This is a genomic window from Rhizobium sp. SRDI943 (assembly GCF_057653695.1).
Map to the genome: position 1 here is coordinate 1,067,861 of NZ_CM172787.1, position 22,091 is coordinate 1,089,951.

General features: G+C 62.0%; 15 protein-coding genes. 5 read left to right on the plus strand and 10 right to left on the minus strand.

Annotated elements, in window-relative coordinates:
- The first annotated feature begins 38 nt into the window (after nt 1-38).
- Together AC245Y_RS05465 and AC245Y_RS05470 are read left to right on the plus strand one after the other, a co-directional pair.
- Complete coding sequence (locus AC245Y_RS05465; RefSeq protein ID WP_017993456.1) at nt 39-2,996, plus strand: bifunctional [glutamine synthetase] adenylyltransferase/[glutamine synthetase]-adenylyl-L-tyrosine phosphorylase; 2,958 nt, start codon at nt 39-41, stop codon at nt 2,994-2,996.
- A 100-nt stretch (nt 2,997-3,096) separates the two neighbouring features.
- A complete protein-coding gene (locus AC245Y_RS05470; protein ID WP_017993457.1) occupies nt 3,097-3,747 on the plus strand; it encodes a glutathione S-transferase family protein in 651 nt (216 codons plus the stop codon).
- A gap of 12 nt (nt 3,748-3,759) precedes the next feature.
- On the opposite strand, the gene AC245Y_RS05475 is transcribed toward AC245Y_RS05470, so the two are convergent.
- The 3 genes from AC245Y_RS05475 to AC245Y_RS05485 all read right to left on the minus strand — a co-directional run bounded on the left by AC245Y_RS05475 (nt 3,760) and on the right by AC245Y_RS05485 (nt 10,205).
- A complete protein-coding gene (locus AC245Y_RS05475; protein WP_012756722.1) occupies nt 3,760-6,069 on the minus strand; it encodes a PAS domain-containing sensor histidine kinase in 2,310 nt (769 codons plus the stop codon).
- 192 nt (nt 6,070-6,261) lie between these two features.
- On the minus strand, nt 6,262-8,910 hold the full coding sequence (gene pepN / locus AC245Y_RS05480) for an aminopeptidase N (RefSeq protein ID WP_017993458.1): 2,649 nt from the start codon (nt 8,908-8,910) through the stop codon (nt 6,262-6,264).
- 188 nt (nt 8,911-9,098) lie between these two features.
- Nucleotides 9,099-10,205 (minus strand): methyl-accepting chemotaxis protein, encoded by a 1,107-nt coding sequence (locus tag AC245Y_RS05485; protein WP_032996269.1) that lies wholly within the window; start codon nt 10,203-10,205, stop codon nt 9,099-9,101.
- 347 nt (nt 10,206-10,552) lie between these two features.
- Between AC245Y_RS05485 and AC245Y_RS05490 the strand changes: the two genes are divergently transcribed.
- Both AC245Y_RS05490 and AC245Y_RS05495 read left to right on the plus strand, forming a co-directional pair.
- Nucleotides 10,553-11,491 (plus strand): DMT family transporter, encoded by a 939-nt coding sequence (locus AC245Y_RS05490; protein WP_012756725.1) that lies wholly within the window; start codon nt 10,553-10,555, stop codon nt 11,489-11,491.
- 245 nt (nt 11,492-11,736) lie between these two features.
- Nucleotides 11,737-12,609: a hypothetical protein gene (locus tag AC245Y_RS05495; RefSeq protein WP_012756726.1), complete on the plus strand. Its 873-nt coding sequence runs from the start codon at nt 11,737-11,739 to the stop codon at nt 12,607-12,609.
- Here the strand turns inward: AC245Y_RS05495 and AC245Y_RS05500 are convergent, their stop codons facing one another.
- The 6 genes from AC245Y_RS05500 to AC245Y_RS05525 form a co-directional block, all read right to left on the minus strand.
- Nucleotides 12,610-12,765 (minus strand): hypothetical protein, encoded by a 156-nt coding sequence (locus tag AC245Y_RS05500; protein ID WP_012756727.1) that lies wholly within the window; start codon nt 12,763-12,765, stop codon nt 12,610-12,612.
- Nucleotides 12,766-12,809: 44 nt separating this feature from the next.
- Nucleotides 12,810-13,001 (minus strand): hypothetical protein, encoded by a 192-nt coding sequence (locus AC245Y_RS05505; protein ID WP_003546802.1) that lies wholly within the window; start codon nt 12,999-13,001, stop codon nt 12,810-12,812.
- 131 nt (nt 13,002-13,132) lie between these two features.
- Entirely contained in the window at nt 13,133-14,032 is a 900-nt protein-coding gene (locus AC245Y_RS05510; protein ID WP_017993460.1) for a uracil-DNA glycosylase, read from the minus strand.
- 70 nt (nt 14,033-14,102) lie between these two features.
- Nucleotides 14,103-15,395 (minus strand): Hsp70 family protein, encoded by a 1,293-nt coding sequence (locus AC245Y_RS05515; protein WP_017993461.1) that lies wholly within the window; start codon nt 15,393-15,395, stop codon nt 14,103-14,105.
- Between the two features lie 219 nt (nt 15,396-15,614).
- Entirely contained in the window at nt 15,615-18,731 is a 3,117-nt protein-coding gene (locus AC245Y_RS05520) for an efflux RND transporter permease subunit (protein WP_012756730.1), read from the minus strand.
- Nucleotides 18,728-20,023 (minus strand): efflux RND transporter periplasmic adaptor subunit, encoded by a 1,296-nt coding sequence (locus tag AC245Y_RS05525; protein WP_017993462.1) that lies wholly within the window; start codon nt 20,021-20,023, stop codon nt 18,728-18,730. The genes AC245Y_RS05520 and AC245Y_RS05525 overlap by 4 nt, the downstream gene beginning before the upstream one ends.
- Before the next feature lie 295 nt (nt 20,024-20,318).
- On the opposite strand from AC245Y_RS05525, the gene AC245Y_RS05530 reads away from it, so the two are divergent.
- Nucleotides 20,319-21,197: a phosphotransferase family protein gene (locus AC245Y_RS05530; RefSeq protein WP_017993463.1), complete on the plus strand. Its 879-nt coding sequence runs from the start codon at nt 20,319-20,321 to the stop codon at nt 21,195-21,197.
- A 10-nt stretch (nt 21,198-21,207) separates the two neighbouring features.
- On the opposite strand, the gene AC245Y_RS05535 is transcribed toward AC245Y_RS05530, so the two are convergent.
- Nucleotides 21,208-21,996, minus strand: coding sequence for an SDR family oxidoreductase (locus AC245Y_RS05535; RefSeq protein ID WP_003557979.1), 789 nt, complete (start codon nt 21,994-21,996; stop codon nt 21,208-21,210).
- Nucleotides 21,997-22,091 lie beyond the last annotated feature (95 nt).

Genomic DNA, 22,091 nt, shown 5'->3' on the forward strand with positions numbered 1-22,091 from the left:
GATCGTGATGCGCTTTAGGTGCTAAAGCAGGAGAGCGCATGCTGACGAAATCGACGCATGGTCTGAAGGATGTGGCCGAAGGGCTGCTGCGTCCGCTGAACCAGACGGAGTTGAAGCTGGCGCTGGCCGACCTTCAGGAGGCCGGCGGGAGCGAGCCTTCCGTGGCTGCGATGCTGAAGACGGAAGGGCCGCTTCGCGATTTCATCGCGGCCGTGCTGACGCTGTCGCCTTATCTGCGCGAAATCGTCAATCTCGATCCCGCCATCCTCGCTGGTGCCATCACCCAACCGCTGGAGCCGCAGATCGAGGCGCTGGTCGCCGAGGCGCGGCGCTGCTGGCAACCGGACGGCGAGGGGGCAGCGCCCGCGGAATCCGTGGTAATGAGCAGGCTGCGCATCATCAAGCGCAAGGTGGCCTTCCTGGTCGCGCTCGCCGATCTTGCACGCATCTTCGACGGCCGGGCGACGACGGCCTGGCTGAGCGAGCTTGCCGAAGCTTCGGTTGCCGCCGCGATCGACCATTTGCTGCTTTCGGCGCATGAGGGCGGAAAGCTGCGGCTGCGGGGTGTGGCGGCGCCGAGCGACGGCTCCGGGCTGATCGTGCTCGGCATGGGCAAACTCGGCGCGTCCGAACTCAACTATTCCTCCGATATCGACCTCGTCGTCGTGTTCGACGAACAGGCGGGAATCGTCCCCGACCCGGATGACGCGATCGAGATCTTCCCCAGGATGATGCGGCGGCTGGTGCGCATCCTGCAGGAGCGGACAGCCGACGGCTACGTCTTCCGCACCGATCTCAGATTGCGCCCTGATCCGGGTTCGACGCCGCTGGCGATCCCGGTCGATGCGGCGATGATTTATTACGAGGGCAGGGGTCAGAACTGGGAACGGGCGGCTTTCATCAAGGCGCGCGCCGTTGCCGGCGACTTGACCGCGGGCAGTGATTTCCTGCGCGGGCTCGCCCCTTTCGTCTTCCGCAAATATCTCGATTACGCGGCGATTGCCGATATCCATTCGATCAAGCGGCAGATCCACGCGCATAAGGGCCACGGTGCGATCGCCGTCAAAGGCCACAACGTCAAGCTCGGCCGCGGCGGTATTCGCGAGATCGAATTCTTCGTCCAGACGCAGCAGCTGATCGCCGGCGGCCGCATGCCGGCCTTGCGTGGCCGGGCGACGGAGGAGACGCTCGGTGAACTCACCAAAGCGAAATGGATCGACGCTGAAACCCGCGACGAGCTGATCGAGGCCTACTGGTTCCTGCGCGATGTCGAGCATCGCATCCAGATGGTGCGCGACGAGCAAACTCACCTGCTGCCGGAGACGGATGCCGATTTGAAGCGCATCGCCTTCATGATGGGCTTTTCCGACACGCCGAGCTTCTCCGAACGGCTGGTCGGCGTGCTGAAGACGGTCGAGCGGCGTTATGCCCACCTCTTCGAACAGGAGAGCAGGCTTTCCACAGACACCGGAAATCTCGTCTTCACCGGCCAGGGCGACGACCCGGATACGCTGGAGACGCTGAAGAAACTCGGTTTTACCAGGCCGTCGGATATTTCGCGCATCATCCGCACCTGGCACTATGGCCGCTACCGGGCGACGCAATCGGTCGAGGCGCGTGAAAGGCTGACGGAGCTGGCGCCTCAGCTCCTGCGGGTCTTCGGCGAAAGCAAGCGCGCCGACGAGGCGCTGTTGCGCTTCGACAGCTTCATCTCGGGCCTTCCCTCCGGCATCCAGCTGTTCTCGCTGCTCGGCAGCAACCCGGCGCTGCTGTCGCTGATCGTCAACATCATGTCCTCGGCACCCCGGCTTGCCGAGGTGATCGCCGCCAAGCCGCATGTCTTCGACGGCATGCTCGATCCCGGCCTGATGGCCGAGCTGCCGACGCGCGATTATCTCGGCGAGCGGCTGAAGGGCTCGCTTGCCCAGGCGCGCCACTATGAAGAGGTGCTCGACCGGCTGCGCATCTTCGCCGCCGAGCAGCGCTTCCTGATCGGCATCCGCCTGCTCACCGGCGCGATCAACGGCGTGATGGCTGCACGCGCCTTCACCCATCTCGCCGACCTCATCATTGCGGCGGCACTCGATGCCGTGGTCGGCGAGATGCGGGCAGCACACGGCGACTATCCCGGCGGGCGCATCGCGGTCGCCGGCATGGGCAAGCTCGGCAGTTTCGAGCTGACGGCCGGTTCCGACATCGATCTGATCCTGCTCTATGATTATGACGATTCGGCTTCCGAATCCGACGGGCCGAAGCCGCTCGACGCGACGCGTTACTTCACCCGCATCACCCAGAGACTGATGGCCGCCTTGTCGGCGCCGACCGCCGAAGGTGTGCTCTACGAGGTCGACATGCGGCTGCGCCCATCCGGCAACAAGGGGCCCGTCGCCACCCGCATCAATGCCTTCGGCAAGTATCAGCGCGCTGAGGCATGGACCTGGGAACATATGGCGCTCAGCCGCGCCCGGCTGATCTGCGGCAATGAGAGCCTGATCGCCGAGGCGGAACTGATCGTTCGCGAGGTGCTGTCGGCCGATCGCGATATTGCTAAGGTGGCGCATGATGTCACCGAGATGCGCGGACTGATCGACAAGGAAAAGCCGCCCTCCGGTCCGTGGGACCTGAAGCTCATTCCCGGCGGCGTCATCGATCTCGAATTCATCGCCCAGTATCTTGCACTGATCGCACCGACCAAGGGCGTCGGCATTGCCGTCAATGGGGTGAGCACTGGCGAGGCCCTGAAAGTGCTTGGTGACCGGCTGATGGCAACGTCCGATCTCGACATATGTCTCGAGGCCTTCACGCTTTATACCGGCCTTTCGCAACTGATCCGCCTCTGCATTGATGGCCTGTTCGATCCGAAGGAGGCGCCGGCGGGTCTCGTCGAACTCGTCTGCCGCGCTGGCGACTGCCCTGACATCAGGACGCTGGAAGCGGAGATGAAGCGGCTTTCGAAAGCGGTTCGGAAAATATTCCTGACTGTCGTGAAAGCCTGATCTCACACCAGATGGAACGACCGTGAGGATTATCTCGAGCATCGCCTGTCGGATTCTCGGTTAGCCAGTCGTCTTCAGGGCAAAGCTATGGAGAACACGAATGACGATTACCATTACCGCCTTTGAACGGTCGCCCGATCGCGGCAGGGGCCTGGCCCGTGACATGCGCGTTCGCTGGGCGCTCGAAGAAGTGGGCCAACCTTACGACGTTCGTCTTGTTTCGTTCAAAGAGATGAAGGAGCCCGCGCATCTGGCGCTGCAGCCATTCGGGCAGATCCCGACCTATGAGGAAGGCGATCTCACTTTGTTCGAGTCCGGCGCCATCGTCTTCCATATCGGCGAGCGCCATGCGGGCCTGCTGCCGGACGATGTGAATGCCCGGGCGCGCGCGCTCACATGGATGTTTGCCGCGCTCAACACGGTGGAACCACCGATCTTCGACCGCGCTCTCGTCATGATCCTCGAGCGCGACAAGCCTTGGTACGATCACCGCCTTTCTGCCCTCGAGGACAGCATCCGCAAACGGCTGATCGGCCTCTCCCACCGTCTTGGCGATGCCGACTGGCTCGATGGTGCGTTCAGCGCCGGCGACCTGCTGATGGTGTCGGTGCTGCTCAGGTTGAAAGGATCTGCCATACTGGAGGAATATTCGAACCTCTCCGCCTATGTCGCCCGGGCCGAGGCGCGGCCGGCATATAAGCGTGCTTTCGCCGCTCAGCTGGCGGTTTTCACCGCCGCATCGGCCGGCTAAATGAGGTCGGCTCTAGATATCATCCGGAATGCGCAGCGAGATCACGGTGCCGACCGCTTCGCGTGAGCGGATCTTCATGCGGCCGCCATGCAGCGAGGTCAGGGAGCGCGAGATGGCGAGCCCGAGGCCTGAGCCGCCCTTGCTTTTGGCATACTGGCTCTGCACCTGCTCGAAGGGCTGGCCGATCTTCGACAGCGCCGAGCGTGGAATGCCGATGCCGGTGTCGGCGATGGTGACGACGACGGCGCCGTCGACGCGGCGGGTGCGCACCGCGATGCGGCCGCCATTGTCGGTGAACTTCACCGCATTGGAGAGCAGGTTGAGCAGCACCTGTTTCATCGCCCGGCGGTCGGCCATCAGCGTCAGGCCGGAGCAGATGCGCTGTTCGATGACGATGTTCTTTTCAGCAGCGGGCATGGCGGTGAAGCGCAGGCTTTCCTCGATCAGCGGCACAAGATCGATGCGCTCGCAATGCAGCCTGACATGGCCGGCTTCGATCTTCGACATGTCGAGAATGTCGTTGATGACGTTGAGCAGATGTTTGCCGCTGTCATGGATATCGCGGGCATATTCGTCGTATTTCAGCGAGCCGAGCGGACCGAACATCTGGTTCTGCAGGATTTCCGAGAAGCCGAGGATGGCGTTGAGCGGCGTGCGCAGCTCATGCGACATGTTGGCCAGGAATTCCGATTTCGCCTTGTTGGCGGCCTCGGCGCGTTCTTTCTCCGCCTGGTAGTTGGAGTTGGCCGTCGAAAGCTCGGATTTCTGGATCTCCAGCGTCTGGCGCGAGGCGGACAGATCGCCGATCGTCGCCATCAGCCGGCGCTCGGATTCGCGCAGCCGCTCCTGGTGGCGTTTCATCAGTGTGATGTCGGTTCCGACCGAAACCCTGCCGCCGTCGCGGGTGCGCCGCTCGTTGATCTGCAGCCAGCGCTCGTCGGCAAGCTGCACCTCCGTCGTGCGCGAATAGCCGGAGCCGTCGGCATCGGAAATCCGCCGCTCGATGACAGGCCGGGCGGCGGCGGCATTGACGGTCGAACGCTCGGTGCCGGGCACGAGCACGCTGTCCGGCAGGCCATAGGCCTGCTGGAAATGCGTGTTGCACATGACCAGCCGATCGTTCTTGTCCCAGAGCACGAAGGCTTCCGAGGTGCATTCGATGGCGTCGGCCAGGCGCTGGTCGGCTTCTGCGTAGCGCTGGGCGAGCCGATGCTGTTCGGTCACGTCCATGGCGATGCCGATCAGGTGCATACGGCCGGAATTGCTGCGGATCACCTGGGCACGCGCCCGCATCCAGACATAGTGGCCGCCGGCATGGCGCATGCGGAAGATCTGATCGACCTGGCCGGAAGCGCCCTTGCCGATGGCGCGCGCGATCTCGTAGAGCCCGCCGTCATCGGGATGCATCAGTCGGGCGGCTTCGCCGAAACCCATCGTCTTGTCGGAACCCGGCAGGCCGAGCATGTCGTACATCGAGCGCGACCAGAAGAATTCGCGGTTCTCGAAATCGAAGTCCCAGAGGCCGCAACGGCCGCGCGACAGCGCCGTCTCGACGCGCAGGTTCGATTCCAGGAAGATGTCGTCGGCGTCGCGAGCGCGCTTCACCTGCGTATAATAGGCATAGAGGATGACGAGCAGGATAGAGGAGATGCCGGCAAACAGCGTCACGTTGAGCGCCAGTTCCTCACGCCAGAGCCGGCCGATCTCGTCGAGCGAGGTGGCGGCGACGATATAACCGCCGGCATTGCCCATCAGCGTGATCTCGGCATAGTGCGGCACGCCGCCGATCGTCGTTTCGATGACGCCGGCGCGATCGCCGAAGCGGCGGATCGCCGAGACCTCGGGGAAGAAGTCGCCGACATTGCTGCCAACATGCGAAAGCCCGGCGGTGGTCGCGGCAAAAACCTTGCCGCTTGCCTGCACGAGCAGCACGAAAGCGCCGCTGTCCAGCCGGTCCTGCGGCAGGTATTTGGCGAGGCGGGCCTGCGCCCCGGTGATATCGCCGCTGTCAAAGATGTCGGACGCATCGGCAAACACCGCAGAGGCGGTCGCCGCCGAAAGTGCGGTGGCATGGCGCGCCGAGGCCTCCAGCCGCCCATATTCGCTCATCATGCCGAAGAAATGCGAGGCGGCGACGACGGAGAGGAAGGCGACGATCAGCGCCGGGATGGCCCGCTTCAAGACCAGCTCGGCCTTCGGCAGATAACGCAGAAGTGGTTCCGATGTCGCATGGCCCGAAAGGCTGTCGCGCCAGGCATTGAGCCCGTCAAAATCGACACGCAGCCGTCCTCCGGCCACGGTTGCCCGCCGCACGTCCATCATCTCTTCGCCTTGTCCCTCATGTGATTCGCGCGCCGCTCGCTCGAACCTGACCTAGAGAATCATGGGTGATTCGCCTTGTCCAGAGGCAAAGGTAAAAATCCGTTAACTATTTATAATTTCGGGTTTTTCCAGATGATTCGAGGTGCTGGGCGACCGGCCGCCGAATTTCTCCTGATGGCCGGTCGAATCAAATTACCCCTTAAGCGTGCGCTCGACGATGTCGCGCACGTCGGTCGAAAGATCGGTGGCTCGCTCGATCTCGATCAGCGCCGAGCGGGCGTGATCGGCACGCACGGGTTCGAGCGAGCGCCAGGAGCGCATCGAGGTGAGAATGCGGGCGGCAAGCTGCGGGTTGCGCCCGTCGATATCGAGAATCTGATCCGAGAGGAAGTGATAGCCTTCGCCATCGGCGCGGCCGAATCCGGTGGGGTTGGCAAAGGCGAAGGTGCCGACCAGCGACCGCATCCGGTTCGGATTGGTGTGCTTGAAGAGCGGATCGTCCATCAGCGCGCGGACCCGTCCCAGGGTTTTTGCGCCCGGAATGCCGGCCTGGATCGCGAACCATTTGTCGATGACGAGCGCATTTTCCGCGAAGCGGTCACGGAAGGTGGCGAGCGCCTCGCTCGTCTCCGCGCTGTCGGGAAAACGATGGGCGAGGATGGTCAGCGCATGGCTGAGATCGGTCATATTGTTGGCCGCATCGAAGGCGGCCTTGGCGCGGGTCGGCGTCTCTTCGGCATGCGAGAGGTAGGTGAGGGCGCTATTGCGCAGCGCCCGCAGGCCGGCGCTCTTCGCATCCGGGTTGAAATCGCCTGATGTCGTCATCGCTGCGTAGAGGCCGGCAAAGACATCCTTTCCGGCATCGGCGATCTGTTTCAGGACCGCCTGCCGGCCGGCATGGATGGCATCGGGGTCATTGTTGCCGCCGAGTTCACGGGCGATATCGGATTCGCTCGGCAGAGCCAGCGCCTGGGCGCGGAAGGCGGGCTCGAGGCTCTCGTCGGCAGCGGCGGCAATCAGCGTCTCGACGAAGGTCGTCTCGCAGATCACAGGCTTGCCCTCGCGGGCGTCGCGTGCCGCTTTCAGCAGGTTCGGCAGCGCCAGATCGGTCAATGCCTGCCAGCGGGCAAAATGATCGGTCTCATGGCGGGCGAGATGGGCAAGATCGGCCGGGCTCTGATCGAAATGCAGGTTGATCGGCGCCGAGAAGCTGCGGTTGATCGAAACGACCGGCCGCGAGCCAACGCCATGGAACACGGCCGTCTGCGTGCGGCCGGTGAGATGCAGCACCTCGCCGGCATATTCCGCGCCGTCGACCGAGGTCGGCTCGATCTTGCCGCCGTTTTCGCCAAACAGCGCGAGGCTGAGCGGAATATGCATCGGCTCCTTGCTCGGCTGGCCGGGCGTTGCAGGGATCATCTGTTCGAGCGACAGGGTGAAGCTGCCGGCTGCCGCATCATAGCTGCCCGATGCGGTGACGAGCGGCGTGCCGGCCTGATGGTACCAGAGCGAAAATTGCGCGAGGTCGCGCCCGCTTGCATCCTCGAAGCATTTGACGAAATCCTCGATCGTCACGGCCTCACCGTCATGGCGGTCGAAATAGAGGTCCATGCCCTTCTTGAAGCCGTCCTTGCCGAGCAACGTCGCGATCATGCGCGTGACTTCGCTGCCCTTTTCGTAGACGGTCGTCGTGTAGAAATTGTTGATCTCGCGATATGTCGTCGGCCGCACCGGATGGGCGAGCGGGCCGCTATCTTCCGGGAACTGCTCCGATTTCAGGTGGCGCACTTCGGCGATGCGCTTGACGGCGCGCGAGCGCTGGTCGGAAGAGAATTCGTGGTCTCGATAGACCGTCAGGCCTTCCTTGAGGCACAGCTGGAACCAGTCGCGGCAGGTGATGCGGTTGCCGGTCCAGTTGTGAAAATATTCATGCGCGATGATCGTCTCGATATTGGCATAGTCGGCATCGGTGGCGATCTCGGGATCGGCAAGCACGTATTTGTCGTTGAAGACGTTGAGGCCCTTGTTCTCCATCGCGCCCATGTTGAAATCGGAGACGGCGACGATCATGAAGATGTCGAGATCGTATTCGCGGCCGAACCTCTCTTCGTCCCACTTCATCGAGCGTTTCAGCGCGTCCATGGCATAGGCTGCGCGCGGCTCCTTGCCGTGCTCGACATAGATCTTCAGCACCACCTCGCGACCGGACATGGTCGTGAACGTGTCTTCGACAACGCCGAGATCGCCAGCGACGAGCGCGAAGAGATAGCTCGGCTTCGGATGCGGATCGAACCAGGCGGCGAAATGTTTGCCGGGGCCGTAGCCGGCGCCGCCGAGGAAGTTGCCGTTCGACAAAAGCAGCGGGTTGGCGTCCTTGTCGGCGATGATGTTGACCGTGAACGGCGCAAGCACGTCGGGCCGGTCGGGGAAATAGGTGATGCGGCGGAAACCCTCCGCCTCGCACTGCGTGCAGTAGATGCCGCCGGTGCGGTAAAGGCCCATCAGCTTGGTGTTGGCCTCAGGGTTGATGACGGTGGTGATCGTCAGTTCGAAGGGCGCGCTCTCCGGCAGGTCGCGCACCGTCAGGCTTTCCGGTGCTGCGTCGTAACGCGAAGGGTCCAGCTCCACCTGGTCGAGCAGCAGCCCCGACAGCGTCAGTTCGTCGCCGTCGAGAACGATCGGCGCTGCCGGATCGGCGCCCGGGCGACGATGAAAGATCAGACGCGCCTCGACCTTTGTCTCCGTCGGGTCGAGTTCGAAGGTCAGGTCCACACGTTCCAGCACGAAGTCGGTGGGACGGTAATCTGCCAGATGAATGACCTGGCCGGTATCTGTTCGCATGGTGTTTCCTGAAGACCGTTATTTGATAACCGCGGAATACAGAGGCGGGCGCACTCTGCCATAAATTTTGCCGGGGATGATTACATTAAAGTCTGAACTAAACTTAAAGCAAATTGCCCGCGAACACCAAGTTCGCGGGCAAAATATCTTATTGGAAACGAATGAACGCAGCTGAGGGGAGAAAGTCTCTACTTCAGATTGAGCGCGGCCTTGATCGTCGCGTCGTTTTCCGTCTGCTGCACGACGACGCCGTACCAGCCGAGCCCGTCGTAATCCTCATAGCCGAGGGTGCGTGCGAAGGCGACGATTGAGCCGTTATTGTCGTAGTAGCTGCCTTTCGCCTGGCCGGACGGATTGGCGAGCGCGAAATGGGAAAAGAGCAAGGCGGGATTGGTGGTGGCGATCACCCGGCTCTTGCCGTCGAGCAGCATGACCGTCGTTCTTTCCGCCAGCTGCGGCGGCAGGTTGGCCTCTTTCTCGACGATCGCCTGGCCCTGGTTCTGCCAGTCGAAATAGACGCCGAGTGTGCCGACCAGCCGCCCGTCGAGCTTGCCCTCTTCGCGGATGCCTGTGGCATAGACGAGCGCATGCCTGTTGTCGTGCAGCGGGCTCGCTTTGACGTCGTCGACAATATACGCGTCGCCGGAGGAGCAGACCGACGCCGCGCGGAACCACGGATCGCCGGCAAGGCTCGTGCCTGCGATCTTGCGCTGGAACTTGGGATTGGCGGAGGCGATCACCTTGCCCGAGAGATCGGTCATGACGAGATCGAGATAGACGGTGTAGAAGCGGTTGATGGCGCCGAGACGCTCCGCCGCAAAGGCGACAGTCTCACGGGCCGGGTTCTGCAGCGCCTGCCAGAGCGCCGGATCCGTCGCCCACCAGCGCACATCGGCCGTACGCTCGAAGAGATTGCGGACGATGAGCTGCACCAGCGTCTGCGCCAGATCGGTGAGGCGAACGCCCTCCATCTCCTCGACCAGCGAATCGGCCATGGCGCGGCTGAGGCCGATGCGGCCAAGCACGTTGCTTTCAAACCTGCCGGTAATGTCGGTCGCGATCTGCGCCAGCCGCTGCACCTCGTTGGCAACGACCGCGAAGCCCTTTCCGGTCTCGCCGGCTCTGGCCGCCTCGATCAGCGCATTGATCGCCAGCAGCTTGATCTGCTTGACGATATGGGTGTTGTCGGCGCTGAAGCGCTCGAGGTCGGTGCTGATGCCGTCGGTGACGACGCGCATGGAGCGCGGGGTCGCATTCTGCGACTGGGCGATGGTTTCGGCGCTAAGCGGCTTCATCAAATGGGATCCTGAAAGGAGCGGGCAATTGTTTGTGCGGTGAAGAAAATTTCGAGATCAGCGATAAAAAACGATGCTTGCCTATGGTTTTCAATTGGTTAACGCCGAACGCCGGGAGATGAACATTTTGGGGGTGAATGACTCAAATAGGGAAATTTCAGCGCAGTGACGCGTATGCAGCACGGTTCATCCCGCGGCTGACGGCGATTCTGCGATTCTGCCATGTTGCTTGCGGTTTTTTCGCCAATCGGGTTTTTCTTTCGCTACGATGGATGACGTCACCTGCTGCGTTCCCGAGTCGAACGCGTCTCCCCGTTCCGGTTAAGTCAGTATCAAGAGCCAGGATCATGCACTCGGTTCTCAGAAACCCGATGAGAGGCATTGCGCTGAAAGTCTCGTCGGTCGTGGTCTTCCTGGCCATGCAGACCTTCATCAAGCTGGCGGGCTCAGACATCCCGCCGGGTCAGGTCACCTTCTGCAGGTCGTTCTTCGCGCTCTTCCCGATCATGGCCTATCTGGCCTATAACAGGCAGCTGCGCGCCGCCTTCTACACCGCCAATCCAATCGGTCATCTGAAGCGCGGCACGATCGGCATCTTGTCGATGGCTTTCGGTTTCTACGGCCTCCTGCATCTGCCGCTGCCCGAGGCGATCGCGCTCGGCTATGCGCTGCCGCTCGTCGCCGTCATCTTCGCTGCCGTTTTTCTCGGCGAGACCGTGCGCATCTATCGCTGGAGCGCCGTCCTGGTCGGCATCGTCGGCGTCGCCATCGTTTCCTGGCCGAAACTCACGCTGTTTCGCGACGGCGGCATGGAAGCAGACCAGGCCGTCGGTGCGCTCTGCGTGTTGTTCTCGGCCGTTCTCGGCGGCGTGGCGATGATCCAGGTGCGCCGGCTCGTCGAGGAAGAGAAGACTGCGACGATCGTGCTGTATTTCTCGATCACCGCCTCGGTCTTCTCGCTGGCTTCTCTTCCCTTTGGCTGGCTCATCCTGCCATGGCCGACGGCGCTCTATCTGATCGCCGCCGGCTTTTGCGGCGGCGTCGCGCAGATCCTGCTGACGGAAAGTTACCGCCATGCCGACGTCTCCACCATCGCACCGTTCGAATATACCTCGATCCTGCTCGGCGGCATCGTCGCCTACTTCGTCTTCGGCGACGTGCCGAGCGTGACCATGCTGATCGGCACCGTCATCGTCGTCGCCGCCGGCATCTTCATCATCTATCGCGAGCACCAACTGGGCATCGAGCAAAGAGAGGCGCGCAAGGCCACGACGCCGCAAGCCTGAGACCTGCAAGTGCATGTTATCAAGGTTTTAACGCGCCGATTGCAGTGGGTTGAGGATTGCGCTCAAAGAGTGAAAAGAATGGTGAATTCTTGGGATACCGTCGGCCTGTGGAATATGATTGTTGAACATGAGAGAGTATCATTTATTCCAAGCTGTGCATGTCTGAATGGCCGCTGATGCCGGAGGAGCTCTCGGGTGTCGTTGCTCCGAACGCTGGCCGGCGAGCGGAGGTGGAGAAAAGCATAATGGCATTCACAGCGGAGCAATTGGTGGGGAACTCTTCCTTTCTGATGAGCATTCGCTTTTTGGCTGGGCAGATGCGCGGCATGTTCGATGCCGGTCCGCGGCTGGCGCGATTGCTCGCTTCCCATCAACGCTGGCTTCTGACCCAGACTGCGTATGCCCTCAACCTGGAATATGATCCGCGCGACCCGACGTCGGGTTTCACCGCCGTGCGGCTGACCGGGCGCATTACCGCGCACAAGGTGGCGAGCCGCAACACCGTGCTCGCCTTCATCGAAGAACTCTATACCTACCGCTTCATAACCCACACGCCCGGCGACGAGCGGCGGCGGCCACGTCATTTCGAACCGGCCGACGTCAGCCATCAGGGAATGTTTGCCTGGCTTTTCTCCAATCTCGCCGCGCTCGACCTGCTCGACGGCGGTCAAAGGGCCGCCTTTCTCCAGGCAAATCCATCACTGATGCGGCTCATTCAGCCGCGCATTGCCCGCCATTGCATCGAAGATGCCGCCTGGCGCGAACCGCCGGAGCAGGTGGCGTTGTTCCTCTGGACGGAAGCCGGCGGCCTCGTCGTCGACAACTTCATCGGCCGGATGGATATGGAAAGCAGCGAGCCGGGGCGGCTGTCCGTCGGCCGTGTCGAAACCCGGGCTCTTGCTGCCGATTTCATGATGTCGCGCACGCACCTGCAGCGGCTGCTTGCAAAAGCGGCGCAACGCGGCTGCGTCGGCTGGTATGACGAGCCGCGCAAGACGCACCTTTGGATATCGCGGGATTTCGTCGAGGAATATTGCGCCTGGCAAGCCGTCAAGTTCGCCTATGTCGACGAAGCCTTCGAATGGGCGAAAGCCCAGATCGAGGAAATGGCCGTTTGATCAGAGAACGATCGCCGCTGTGCCTGCGCCATTGCGAGTTCCGGCATCGGCCGGCTTGACCGTGAGCTCGCGCTCATATTCCCGCGCGGCGCAGACCGCGACGCGGATGTGCTCGAAGGTTTCGATGTTGCGCAGAAGTGATATCAGGCTCGACATGTTGGGTACTCTTGACACGAAAGGGCAGGCGCAGGGCCTGCCGCTTAATATTGCTGGAAGTCCGAAAAAATGGCGTTCGGGCGCGCCGTACGGCTGTTGATGCCGGTGCCGCGGGCAATCATCTGTTCGTTCGTGGCAAAGCCGAAACGGCTGTAGCCTTGAGTAGAACGAACCTGGTCGCCGGCGAGGCGAAGGGTTTCAAACCCGCTATGGATAGGACGAAAACGTTTGTTCATGGCCTTGGTTCCTGTGATTCCTCCCAAGACACAGCTGATATTGCAATGCAGCATAGATTCCGCAATGCGTCACGACGGGATGCAGCCATGCGAAAAACGCATGGATTGATTCACAAATTATTCAACTTTGGCTAATTTCTAAGCAAAGAGAGGGACTTAAGCTTCGCTTGAAAGGCGAGCAGGTCGTTCCAGGCCAGCCGCTTGTTTACAGGTGCGGTTAACAGATCCTGCGGATGCAGGCTGGCTATGGCAGGAATGACACAGTCCGCAGCCGCAATCTCCTTCCAACGGCCGCGTAGGCCGTGAATCGTATCGTTTTCGCCGAAGAAGAAACGCGCCGAAAAATTGCCGAGCAGCAGGATCGCTTTCGGTTCGGCAAGCGCGATCTGCCGCTCGATGAAGGGTCGGCAGATGTCCATTTCCGCCGCCGAGGGCGCACGATTGCCAGGCGGCCGCCAGGGGATGACCTGCGTCAACAGAATGGTTGAGCGCGTCAGCCCGATCGCCGCCAGCATCTTGTCGAACAGCTGACCGGATTTTCCGGAGAAGGGCAAACCCTCGCGATCGTCTTCGGCGCTCGGCGCCGAGCCGATTACCATGATCCCGCTTTCGGCATCGCCGCTGGCAAAGATGGTCGAGCGGGCGCTGTGCTTGAGGTTGCAGCCGTTGAAGGTTTCGATCGCGGTCTTGAGCTCGACGAGCGATCGCGCGGTTTCGGCGACGAAGCGCGCCTGCTGCACCGCCTCGCCATCCGGGATTGCCGGTTGCGGACCGGACGCTGCGCGTTCGGCAGATGCCGGGCGGGCTGCGGTGTTCGGGCGCGCCGGTGACTGAACTGGGGCAGGGCGTTCCCCAGCGGCGGGACGTTGCTGCTGCGCCTGTGCCGCCGGGCGGCGGGCGGCCTTCATTGCCTCGAACTCGGCGAAGCGGTCGATCGCCTCTTCCTCCAGCAGCCATTCCACGCCGGCATCGGCATGGAAATGCAGAAGCGCTGCGAGCTCGGCTGGGGAAAGGTCGTTGGCGGAGATCATGTGGGCAAGCTTAGCGGAGTGACACTGGCATTGAAAGGGCGGGCAGCCGATTGCCCGCCCTTGTCTGCCTCTATTGCACAGTCCATTGCGCGATGTCGTCGCGTTCGCCGATCAGCGCCAGGCCATGGGCGATCGACAGCAGTTCACCGCCGCTTTCGATCCGATCGCGCTCGAAGCGTTCGGTGAAGATGCGGCGCACCGCCGGCACGAAAGAGGTGCCGCCGGTCAAGAACACCTTGTCGATCTCCGACGGTTTCGTCTCGGTCTTGTCGAGCACGTCGTCGAGCGCGCCTTCGATGCGGGCAAGATCATCGGCGATCCAGCCTTCGAAGTCGCTGCGCTTGATGCTGCGATGTCCACCGCGGCCGAGCGGTGCGAAATCGAAAGGCGCCTCCTCGGATGCCGAGAGCGCCATCTTCGTCGCCGACACCGCCTGATAAAGCGGGTAGCCCTCGTCGTGGTCGATGAGGTCGATGAAGATTTCGAGCTTTTCCGGTTCCAGGCTGGTGCGCACCAGCTTCTTCAGATCCTCGAATTCGCGCGTCGTCTTGAAGATCGACAGCTGGTTCCAGCGGCCGAAGCTGGAATAGTAGTTGGACGGCACTTCCAGGATCTTGTCGAAGCTTTTGAAATGGCTGCCCTTGCCGATCAGCGGCGCGACGATGTTGTCGATCATCCTGTAGTCGAAATGGTCGCCGGCGACGCCAACGCCGGAATGGCCGATCGGCGTTGCCGTCAGCTTGCCGGCGACGGTCTCGAAACGGATCAGCGAATAGTCGGTCGTGCCGCCGCCGAAATCGGCGACCAGCACGGTGGCATCCCGCTTCAGGTTCTGCGCGAAATAGAAGGCGGCGGCGACCGGCTCGTAGACATAGTGGATTTCGGGAAAGCCGAAGCGCGACAGCGCCTCATTGTAGCGCTCGGTCGCCAGCGCCGGATCGGGGCTGGCGCCGGCAAAATGCACCGGCCGACCGGTGACGATGCGGCTGACATCCGAAGGCCAGTTGTCGCCGGCATAGTTGCGCAGCCGCCGAACGAAGACCTCCATCAGATCCTCGAAATTATGCCGCTTGGCAAAGATCAGCGTGCCCTGGAACAGCGCGCTCGCCGCAAAGGTCTTGATCGACTGCAGGAAGCGACATTCGCCGGGATTGTCGATGAATTGGCGGATCGCCGCATGGCCGGCTTCCACCTTCAGCGCCGATGCGCCGAGCTGGGCATCCTTCATGAAGGAAAGCGCCGTGCGCATGCTGTCGGCCGTACCCTCCGTGCTCGTGAACGCCATCGAGCGCGTCGCCCCGCCATCCGCCGTGGCGAGAACCGTATTCGTCGTGCCGAAGTCGAAACCCAGCGCCTGAGCCATGCCCGCACCTCTTCATGCCGATTGTTATTGGAGACGGAGCATCGCTCCGCGAAAGGGCGTAAGCACGCCCCGAAATCAGGAGGGCGGGTGATGCCACAGGGGCGTGACACATTCAAGAGGATTGAAGGCGCATATGTCGAGCAGGCATCCTTCTCCTCCCGCCAGGGAGAAGAAGGATGCCGCAGGGCAGATCAGCCATGAAGGTTCAACAGTCCGCCGTTATTCGGCGGCCATCGCCCTTGCCTCGTGCAGCTCCGGCTCCTCGACCTTCTTGTGGCCGATCAGGCGGCCGAGGAAATTGCCGAAGCGGTCCATCTCGACGAAGATGACCGGGGTGATGAAGAGCGTCAGCATCTGCGAGACGATCAGGCCGCCGACGACGGCGATGCCGAGCGGTTGACGCAGTTCCGAGCTTGCGCCGGTGCCGAGCGCGATCGGCAGGGCGCCAAGCAGGGCACAGAAGGTCGTCATCATGATCGGCCGGAAGCGTCGCACGCAGGCTTCGTGGATCGCCGCCGTCGCCTTCTCGCCCGTCGTGCGCATGGTCTCCACCGCCACGTCGATCATCATGATCGCGTTCTTCTTGACAATGCCGATCAGCATCAAGAGGCCGATCAGGGCGATGATCGACAGGTCGAAGCCCATGATCTTCAATGCCAGCAGCGCACCGAATGCCGCGGCCGGAAGGCCGGACAGGATGGTGAGCGGGTGGATGAAGCTTTCATAGAGCACGCCGAGCACGACATAAATGGTCAGCACCGCCGCCAGGATCAGATAGGGCGTATTGCCCTGCGATTGCTCGAAGATTTGCGCCGTACCGCCGTAGGATGTGAAGACGTCTGCCGGCACGCTGATGTCCTTCTTGATCTGGTCGATCGCTGCCGTGGCGTCGCTGAGCGAGACGCCTTCCGGCAGGTTGAAGGAAACGGTGGTCGAGACCAGCTGGCCCGTCTGGTTGATGGTGACCGGGCCTGTGGTGCGTTGGACATGCGCGAAGTTCGAAAGCGGCACCAGGCTGCCATTGGCCGAGGCGACACGGATCTCCGAGAGCTTCTGGTCGTCCCAGGGTTTGCTGGTGTCGTATTCGACGATGACGTCGTAGCTGTCGCCGGTCGACTGGATTTCCGCAGCGGAATATCCGCTGAAGGATTCCTGCAGCGTCGTGCGCAGCGTGTCGTTGTCGATCCCGTAGGCGGCTGCCCGCTCGGTATCGATGACGATATTGGCCTGCAGGGCGTTGTTCTGGGCGTCCGAGGTCACGTCGGTGAACAGCCGGTCCTTGCGCATCGCCGCCTGGATCTTGCCGGCCCAGAGGTTGGTCTGGTCGACGTTCAGCGCCTGCACGACCAGCTGATACTGGCTGGCGGTCTGGCGGCCGCCGAAGCGCAGGCTCTGGTTCGGCGTCACGAAGGCCTGCAAGCCGGGGATCTTGTTGATCGCCGTGCGCAGTTCGCGCAGCGTCTGGTCAAGCGGCGCACGCTGCTTCTTGTCCTTGAGTTCGACGAACATCGAGCCATTGTTCTGCGGCTTGTTGGGGTTGCCGCCGATCGTCGACATCACATGGTTGACCGCCGGGTTCGCTTTCACGACGGCGGCCGCCTGCTGCTGCAGCGCCGACATCGCGGAATAGGAAATGTCCTGCCGGGCCTGCGTGCTGATCGTCAGGCGGCCGATATCCTCCTGTGGGAAGAAGCTCGTTGGCAGCGTCATGAAGAAATAGATTGTCAGCGCGACCGAGGCGAGGAAAACGCCGAGGATCGTTGGGCGGTGGCGAAGGCACCAGCCGACAGCCCTGTCGTAGCCGCGCAGCGTCCGTTCGAAGCCGGCATCGAAGATGCGGATGATGAGCGGCGGGCGGCTCTGGTGGTTCGACAGGCGCGAGGCGAGCATCGGCGTCACGGTTAGCGAGACGATTGCCGAGGAGATGATGGCGATGGCGACCACCATGCCGAATTCGTTGAACACGCGGCCGACAACACCGCCCATCAGCAGGATCGGGATGAAGACCGCGATCAGCGAAACCGACATGGAAATGATGGTGTAGCTGACTTCGCCCGCACCCTTGATCGCCGCTTCCCGCACCGGCATGCCTTCCTCGACATGTCGCAGGATGTTCTCGAGCATGACGATGGCGTCATCCACCACGAGCCCCACCGCGAGCGTTAGCCCGAGCAGCGAGATGTTGTCGATACTATAGCCGAGCACATACATCATGCCGAAGGTCGAGATCAGCGACAGAGGAACGGCAAGGCCGGGAATGATCGTTGCGGTCGCATGGCCGGTAAAGAGGTAGATGACGAGAACGACGAGGCCGATCGTCAGGAGCAGCGTGAACTTCACATCGGAGATGGCATCGCGAATCGGCTTTGCGGCGTCGTTCATGACGACCGTGTTGACCGAGGGTGGGATTTCGGCGTGAAGCTGCGGCAGCTTGGCGTTGATCGCATCGACGACATCGACGGTGTTGGCGTCCGGCTGGCGCTGGATGGCGAGGATGATGCCACGCTGGCCGTCATACCAGCTGCCGGTATACTGGTTCTCGACGCTGTCCTGCACGTCGGCAATATCGCCGAGGTGGATCGGCGCACCGTTCGGATTGGCAATGACCAGCGAACGGAACTGCTCGGCGCTGGTGCTCTGCGTGTTCGCCGTGATGGTCATGCTCTGCGAATTGTTCTGCAGTGTTCCCACGGGCTGCTGGCTGTTGGCGGCAGCAAGCGCCTTGTTGACGGTGTCGATGCCGATGCCGCGGGTCAGCAGTTTGTTGGGATCGACCTCGACGCGGACGGCATAGGTCTGTGCACCGTAGACGCTGACCTGGGCGACGCCGGGAAGTGTGGAAAGCGACGGCGAGATGATGTTCTCGGCGATGTCGTCAAGCTTGCTGCGCGGCATGGTGTTGCTCTGCACCGAGAGCAGCATGACGGGCGCATCGGCCGGGTTTGTCTTGCGATAACTCGGCGGCGTCGTCAGATTGTCGGGCAGTTGCCGGGTGGCATGCGAGATCGCCGCCTGCACGTCGGCTGCAGCCGCATCGATATTACGACTGAGGTCGAACTGCAGCACGATGCTGGTGCTGCCGAGCGAGCTGGAGGCGCTGATTTCGGTGATCCCGGGAATGGTCTCGAACTGCTTGATCAGCGGTGTCGAAACCGAGGTTGCCATCGTCTGCGGCGAGGCGCCACTCAACTGCGCCGAAACGTTGATCGTGGGAAAATCGACCTGCGGCAGGGCCGCGACCGGCACGAGCTGATAACCGGCAAGACCGGCCAGAATGACGCCGATGGCAAGCAGCGTCGTCGCGACGGGGCGCTGGATACAAAAATTCGGGATCATTGCTGAGCTCCCACCGCGATCGTCTCGGACGGCTGCTGTTGCCGAGGCTCTTCGGCGGAGGCGACATCAAGCGCCTTTTCGTCGAATTGCTCGTTGATCGCCTGCTGGTCGCTGAGCTGGCCCTGGCCCTCGACGACGACGTGATCGCCTGCCTGAAGGCCCGATTCTATGGCGGTGAAGCCGCCATTTGCACGGGCAACGGTGACGGCCGTCAGATACGATTTGCCGTCCTTGGCGACGAAGGCGAAGAATCCCTCCGGACCGGGGCTGACGGCAACCGTCGGCACCACCACCTGCTGTTCGTCATTGTTGAAATGCACGACGATGTTGACTGACTGGCCGGGCCAGAGCGCACCGGAGGCATTCTCGAATTTCGCCTTGGCGAGGATCGTGCCCGAGGCCGTATCGACCGTGTTGTCGTAGAAGCTGATTTCGCCCTTTCGCACTTGCCCCTTGGTGGAATTGGGGGCGGTGCTGACCTCGACCGGACCGGCTGCCAAGGCACTCTTCAGCTCCCGCAGATAGCGTTCCTGCAGGTGGAATTTCACATAGATCGGATCGTATTTCGCGATGGTGACGATTGCCGCCCCGGCACTGAGGAAAGCCCCCTTGCTGACAACGATATCGCCGAGCCGGCCGTCGAAGGGAGCGCGGATATCGGTGTGCTCGAGCAAGATCTGATCGGAGGCCAGCGACGCCTTGTCGGCGTCAACAGTGGCTGCAGCGGTATCGCGGGCGGCGACTGCCTGGTCGAGGCTCTGCTGGGTGCCGGCCTTCTGGTTGAAGAGATCCTGCGCACGCGTCAATGCGGTCGCGGCTTCCGAAAGGGTTGCCGCGTCGCGCACGATCATCGCATTGTCCTTGTCGACCGTCGCCTTGGCCGTCCGATCGTCCAGCTTGGCGATCAGGTCGCCGGCTTTGACGGTCGCCCCGTCCTGCGCATCGATGCTGACGATCAGGCCCTGTTCCTGTGCGGCAATGGTCGTATTGTCATCGGCATCGGCCCAGCCGGTCGCCGTCACGTCCATCGGCAGTGTCGTTTTCACGGCTGCGACTGTTTTAACGACGGTCGGGCCGCCGCCACCGCGTCTGCGCCCGCCGCCCTGATGTTGCCCACCATCCTGCCCCTGATCGGCCTGTGCCTGCTGCCCGCCGCCATTACCGCCGGCCGGCTGCTTGATGAACTGCGAGAGGTAGGGAATGCGGGAGGCATTAGGGACCAGATTCCCGAATTGCCAGACGCCGACGGCGGCAATTGCGATAACGCTGACGGTGATCCAAAATTTCTTCATGGGCGATACCGGACTTTGGGCAAGGTTGCGGGGGCAAGGTTGCGAATTTTATGCCCCGATTGAGCCACTTATATTGCGGCGCAAAAAAGACATAATTCCCGGCGGGTAATCACTAAGTGGTTATAATGGCTTAAATTTTTGTAATGAATATTCCGTAATATTCAAACTATACTAATATAGAGCCAGTGTAGCCGGTGCCGTCTGACGGCGGCGGCGAGGGTGGTTCGCGGGGCGACGATTTCGGCCCGTAAGCCGACCGTCGCCCGGGAGGAAAAACTAGAGAAGGCAGGTTGTCATGACTGAGTTGGACGCCAGCGAATTTCGCTCTCTCATAACAAGTGTGTTTCCTGAGCTCACGGCCTCCGTCTTCAAGCTGGCGGCAAAAGGCTGGGATTCGCTTGCCGTCGACGTCGATGACACGCTGATCTTCAAGTTTCCCCGCAATCTCGGCGCAGAAAGAGCGCTTCAGAAGGAAGCCGCCTTGCTCGAGATCGTTCGGCCGTCGCTGTCGATGGCGGTTCCCGACATGCGCATTCACGACGGGCCGCCGATCTTCTCCAGCCATGCCAAGCTCGACGGCGAACATCTCATTGTCGAAGATTACGATGCGCTTGGCGAAAGCGATCGTCAGCACCTCGCGGAAGATCTCGCGCGTTTTTACGCCGAGCTGCATGTGCTCGATGCCGATCGCATGCGGTCGGCCGGTGCCGGGGCGATCCAGCCATGGCAATCGCCCGAGACGGTGCGAACAAAGGCTTTGGCGCTGCTGCCGCCTGACATCCGGAGCTTTGCGCAGGTGATCATTTTCGATTTCGAAGCCTTGCCGCCCGATCCCTATGGCAACATCTACGGCTTCTTCGACGGTCATGGTTGGAACATGGCCTTCGACCACGCGCAAAGGCGGCTGAACGGCATTTATGATTTCGCCGATTCAGGTTTTGGCCCGTTGCACCAGGAATTCATCTACTCGAATTTCATCTCGCCCGATCTGACCGCCCGCATCGTATCGGCCTATGAAATGCTGACCGGACGCAGGCTCGACCGGCGGCGCATTGCGATCCTGACCGGCTTCCATCGTCTGTCCGAGCTCGCCGAACTTGCGGACGATCCGGCGAACGTCGAACAGATGATCCGAAGTGTGGCGACATGGGCGGCGTCGGCCCGCGTCGGCTGAGAGGGAATGCTCAGACGGACCGCGCCGCGCCGCCGTCGCAGCGGATGAGCGAGCCGGTGATATAGCTTGCCGGCTGGCTGCACAGGAAGGCCGCGGTTGCGGCGAATTCCTCGACCCTGCCGTAGCGGCCGACCGGAATGCGCGCCTCCTTGTCGGTGCGGATCTCCTCGAGGCTCTTGCCGGTCCGCTTTGCCGCAGCCCCGTCGAGATCGTCGAGCCGCGCCGTCAGGATGCTGCCCGGCAGGAGCAGGTTGGTGGTGACGCCGAAGCCCGCCACTTCGGAGGCAAGCGTCTTGCTCCAGCCGGCAAGGGCAGGGCGCAGCGTATTCGACAACGCCAGATTGGCGATCGGTTCGATCACGCCGGATGAGGCAACCGTCAGGATGCGGCCCCAGCCCTGCGCCTTCATGCCGGGCAGCAGCGCATTGGTGAGCGTGATCACGCGCGCGACCATGGAGAGGAAATAGATTTCGAGCTTTTCGCCCGTCATGTCCTCCGTCGTGCCGGGTGTCGGCCCGCCGGTATTGTTGACCAGGATATCGAGCCCGCCGAACTTTTCCTTTACCGCCGTCGTCACCATCTCGACGAAGCGTTCGTCCCCGAGATCGGCCCAGATCCAGTCGGCCCGGCCTTTACCTTCGCCATTGATCGCTTTGCAATTGGCCTCCAGCTGGTCGCCGCTGCGCCCGCAGAGCAGCACGTTTGCGCCCTCACGCGCCAGCGCCACGGCGATGCCGAGGCCGAGGCCGCGCGAGGAGGCGAGGACGAGTGCCCGTTTGCCCTTGATGCCGAGATCCATAATTGTTCTCCGATAGCTTTGAGCGATGTATAAGGCGCAAGCGGCGGAAAAGGAAAGGGCATGTCAGCGGTTTGATGGCACTTGAAAATTGACGT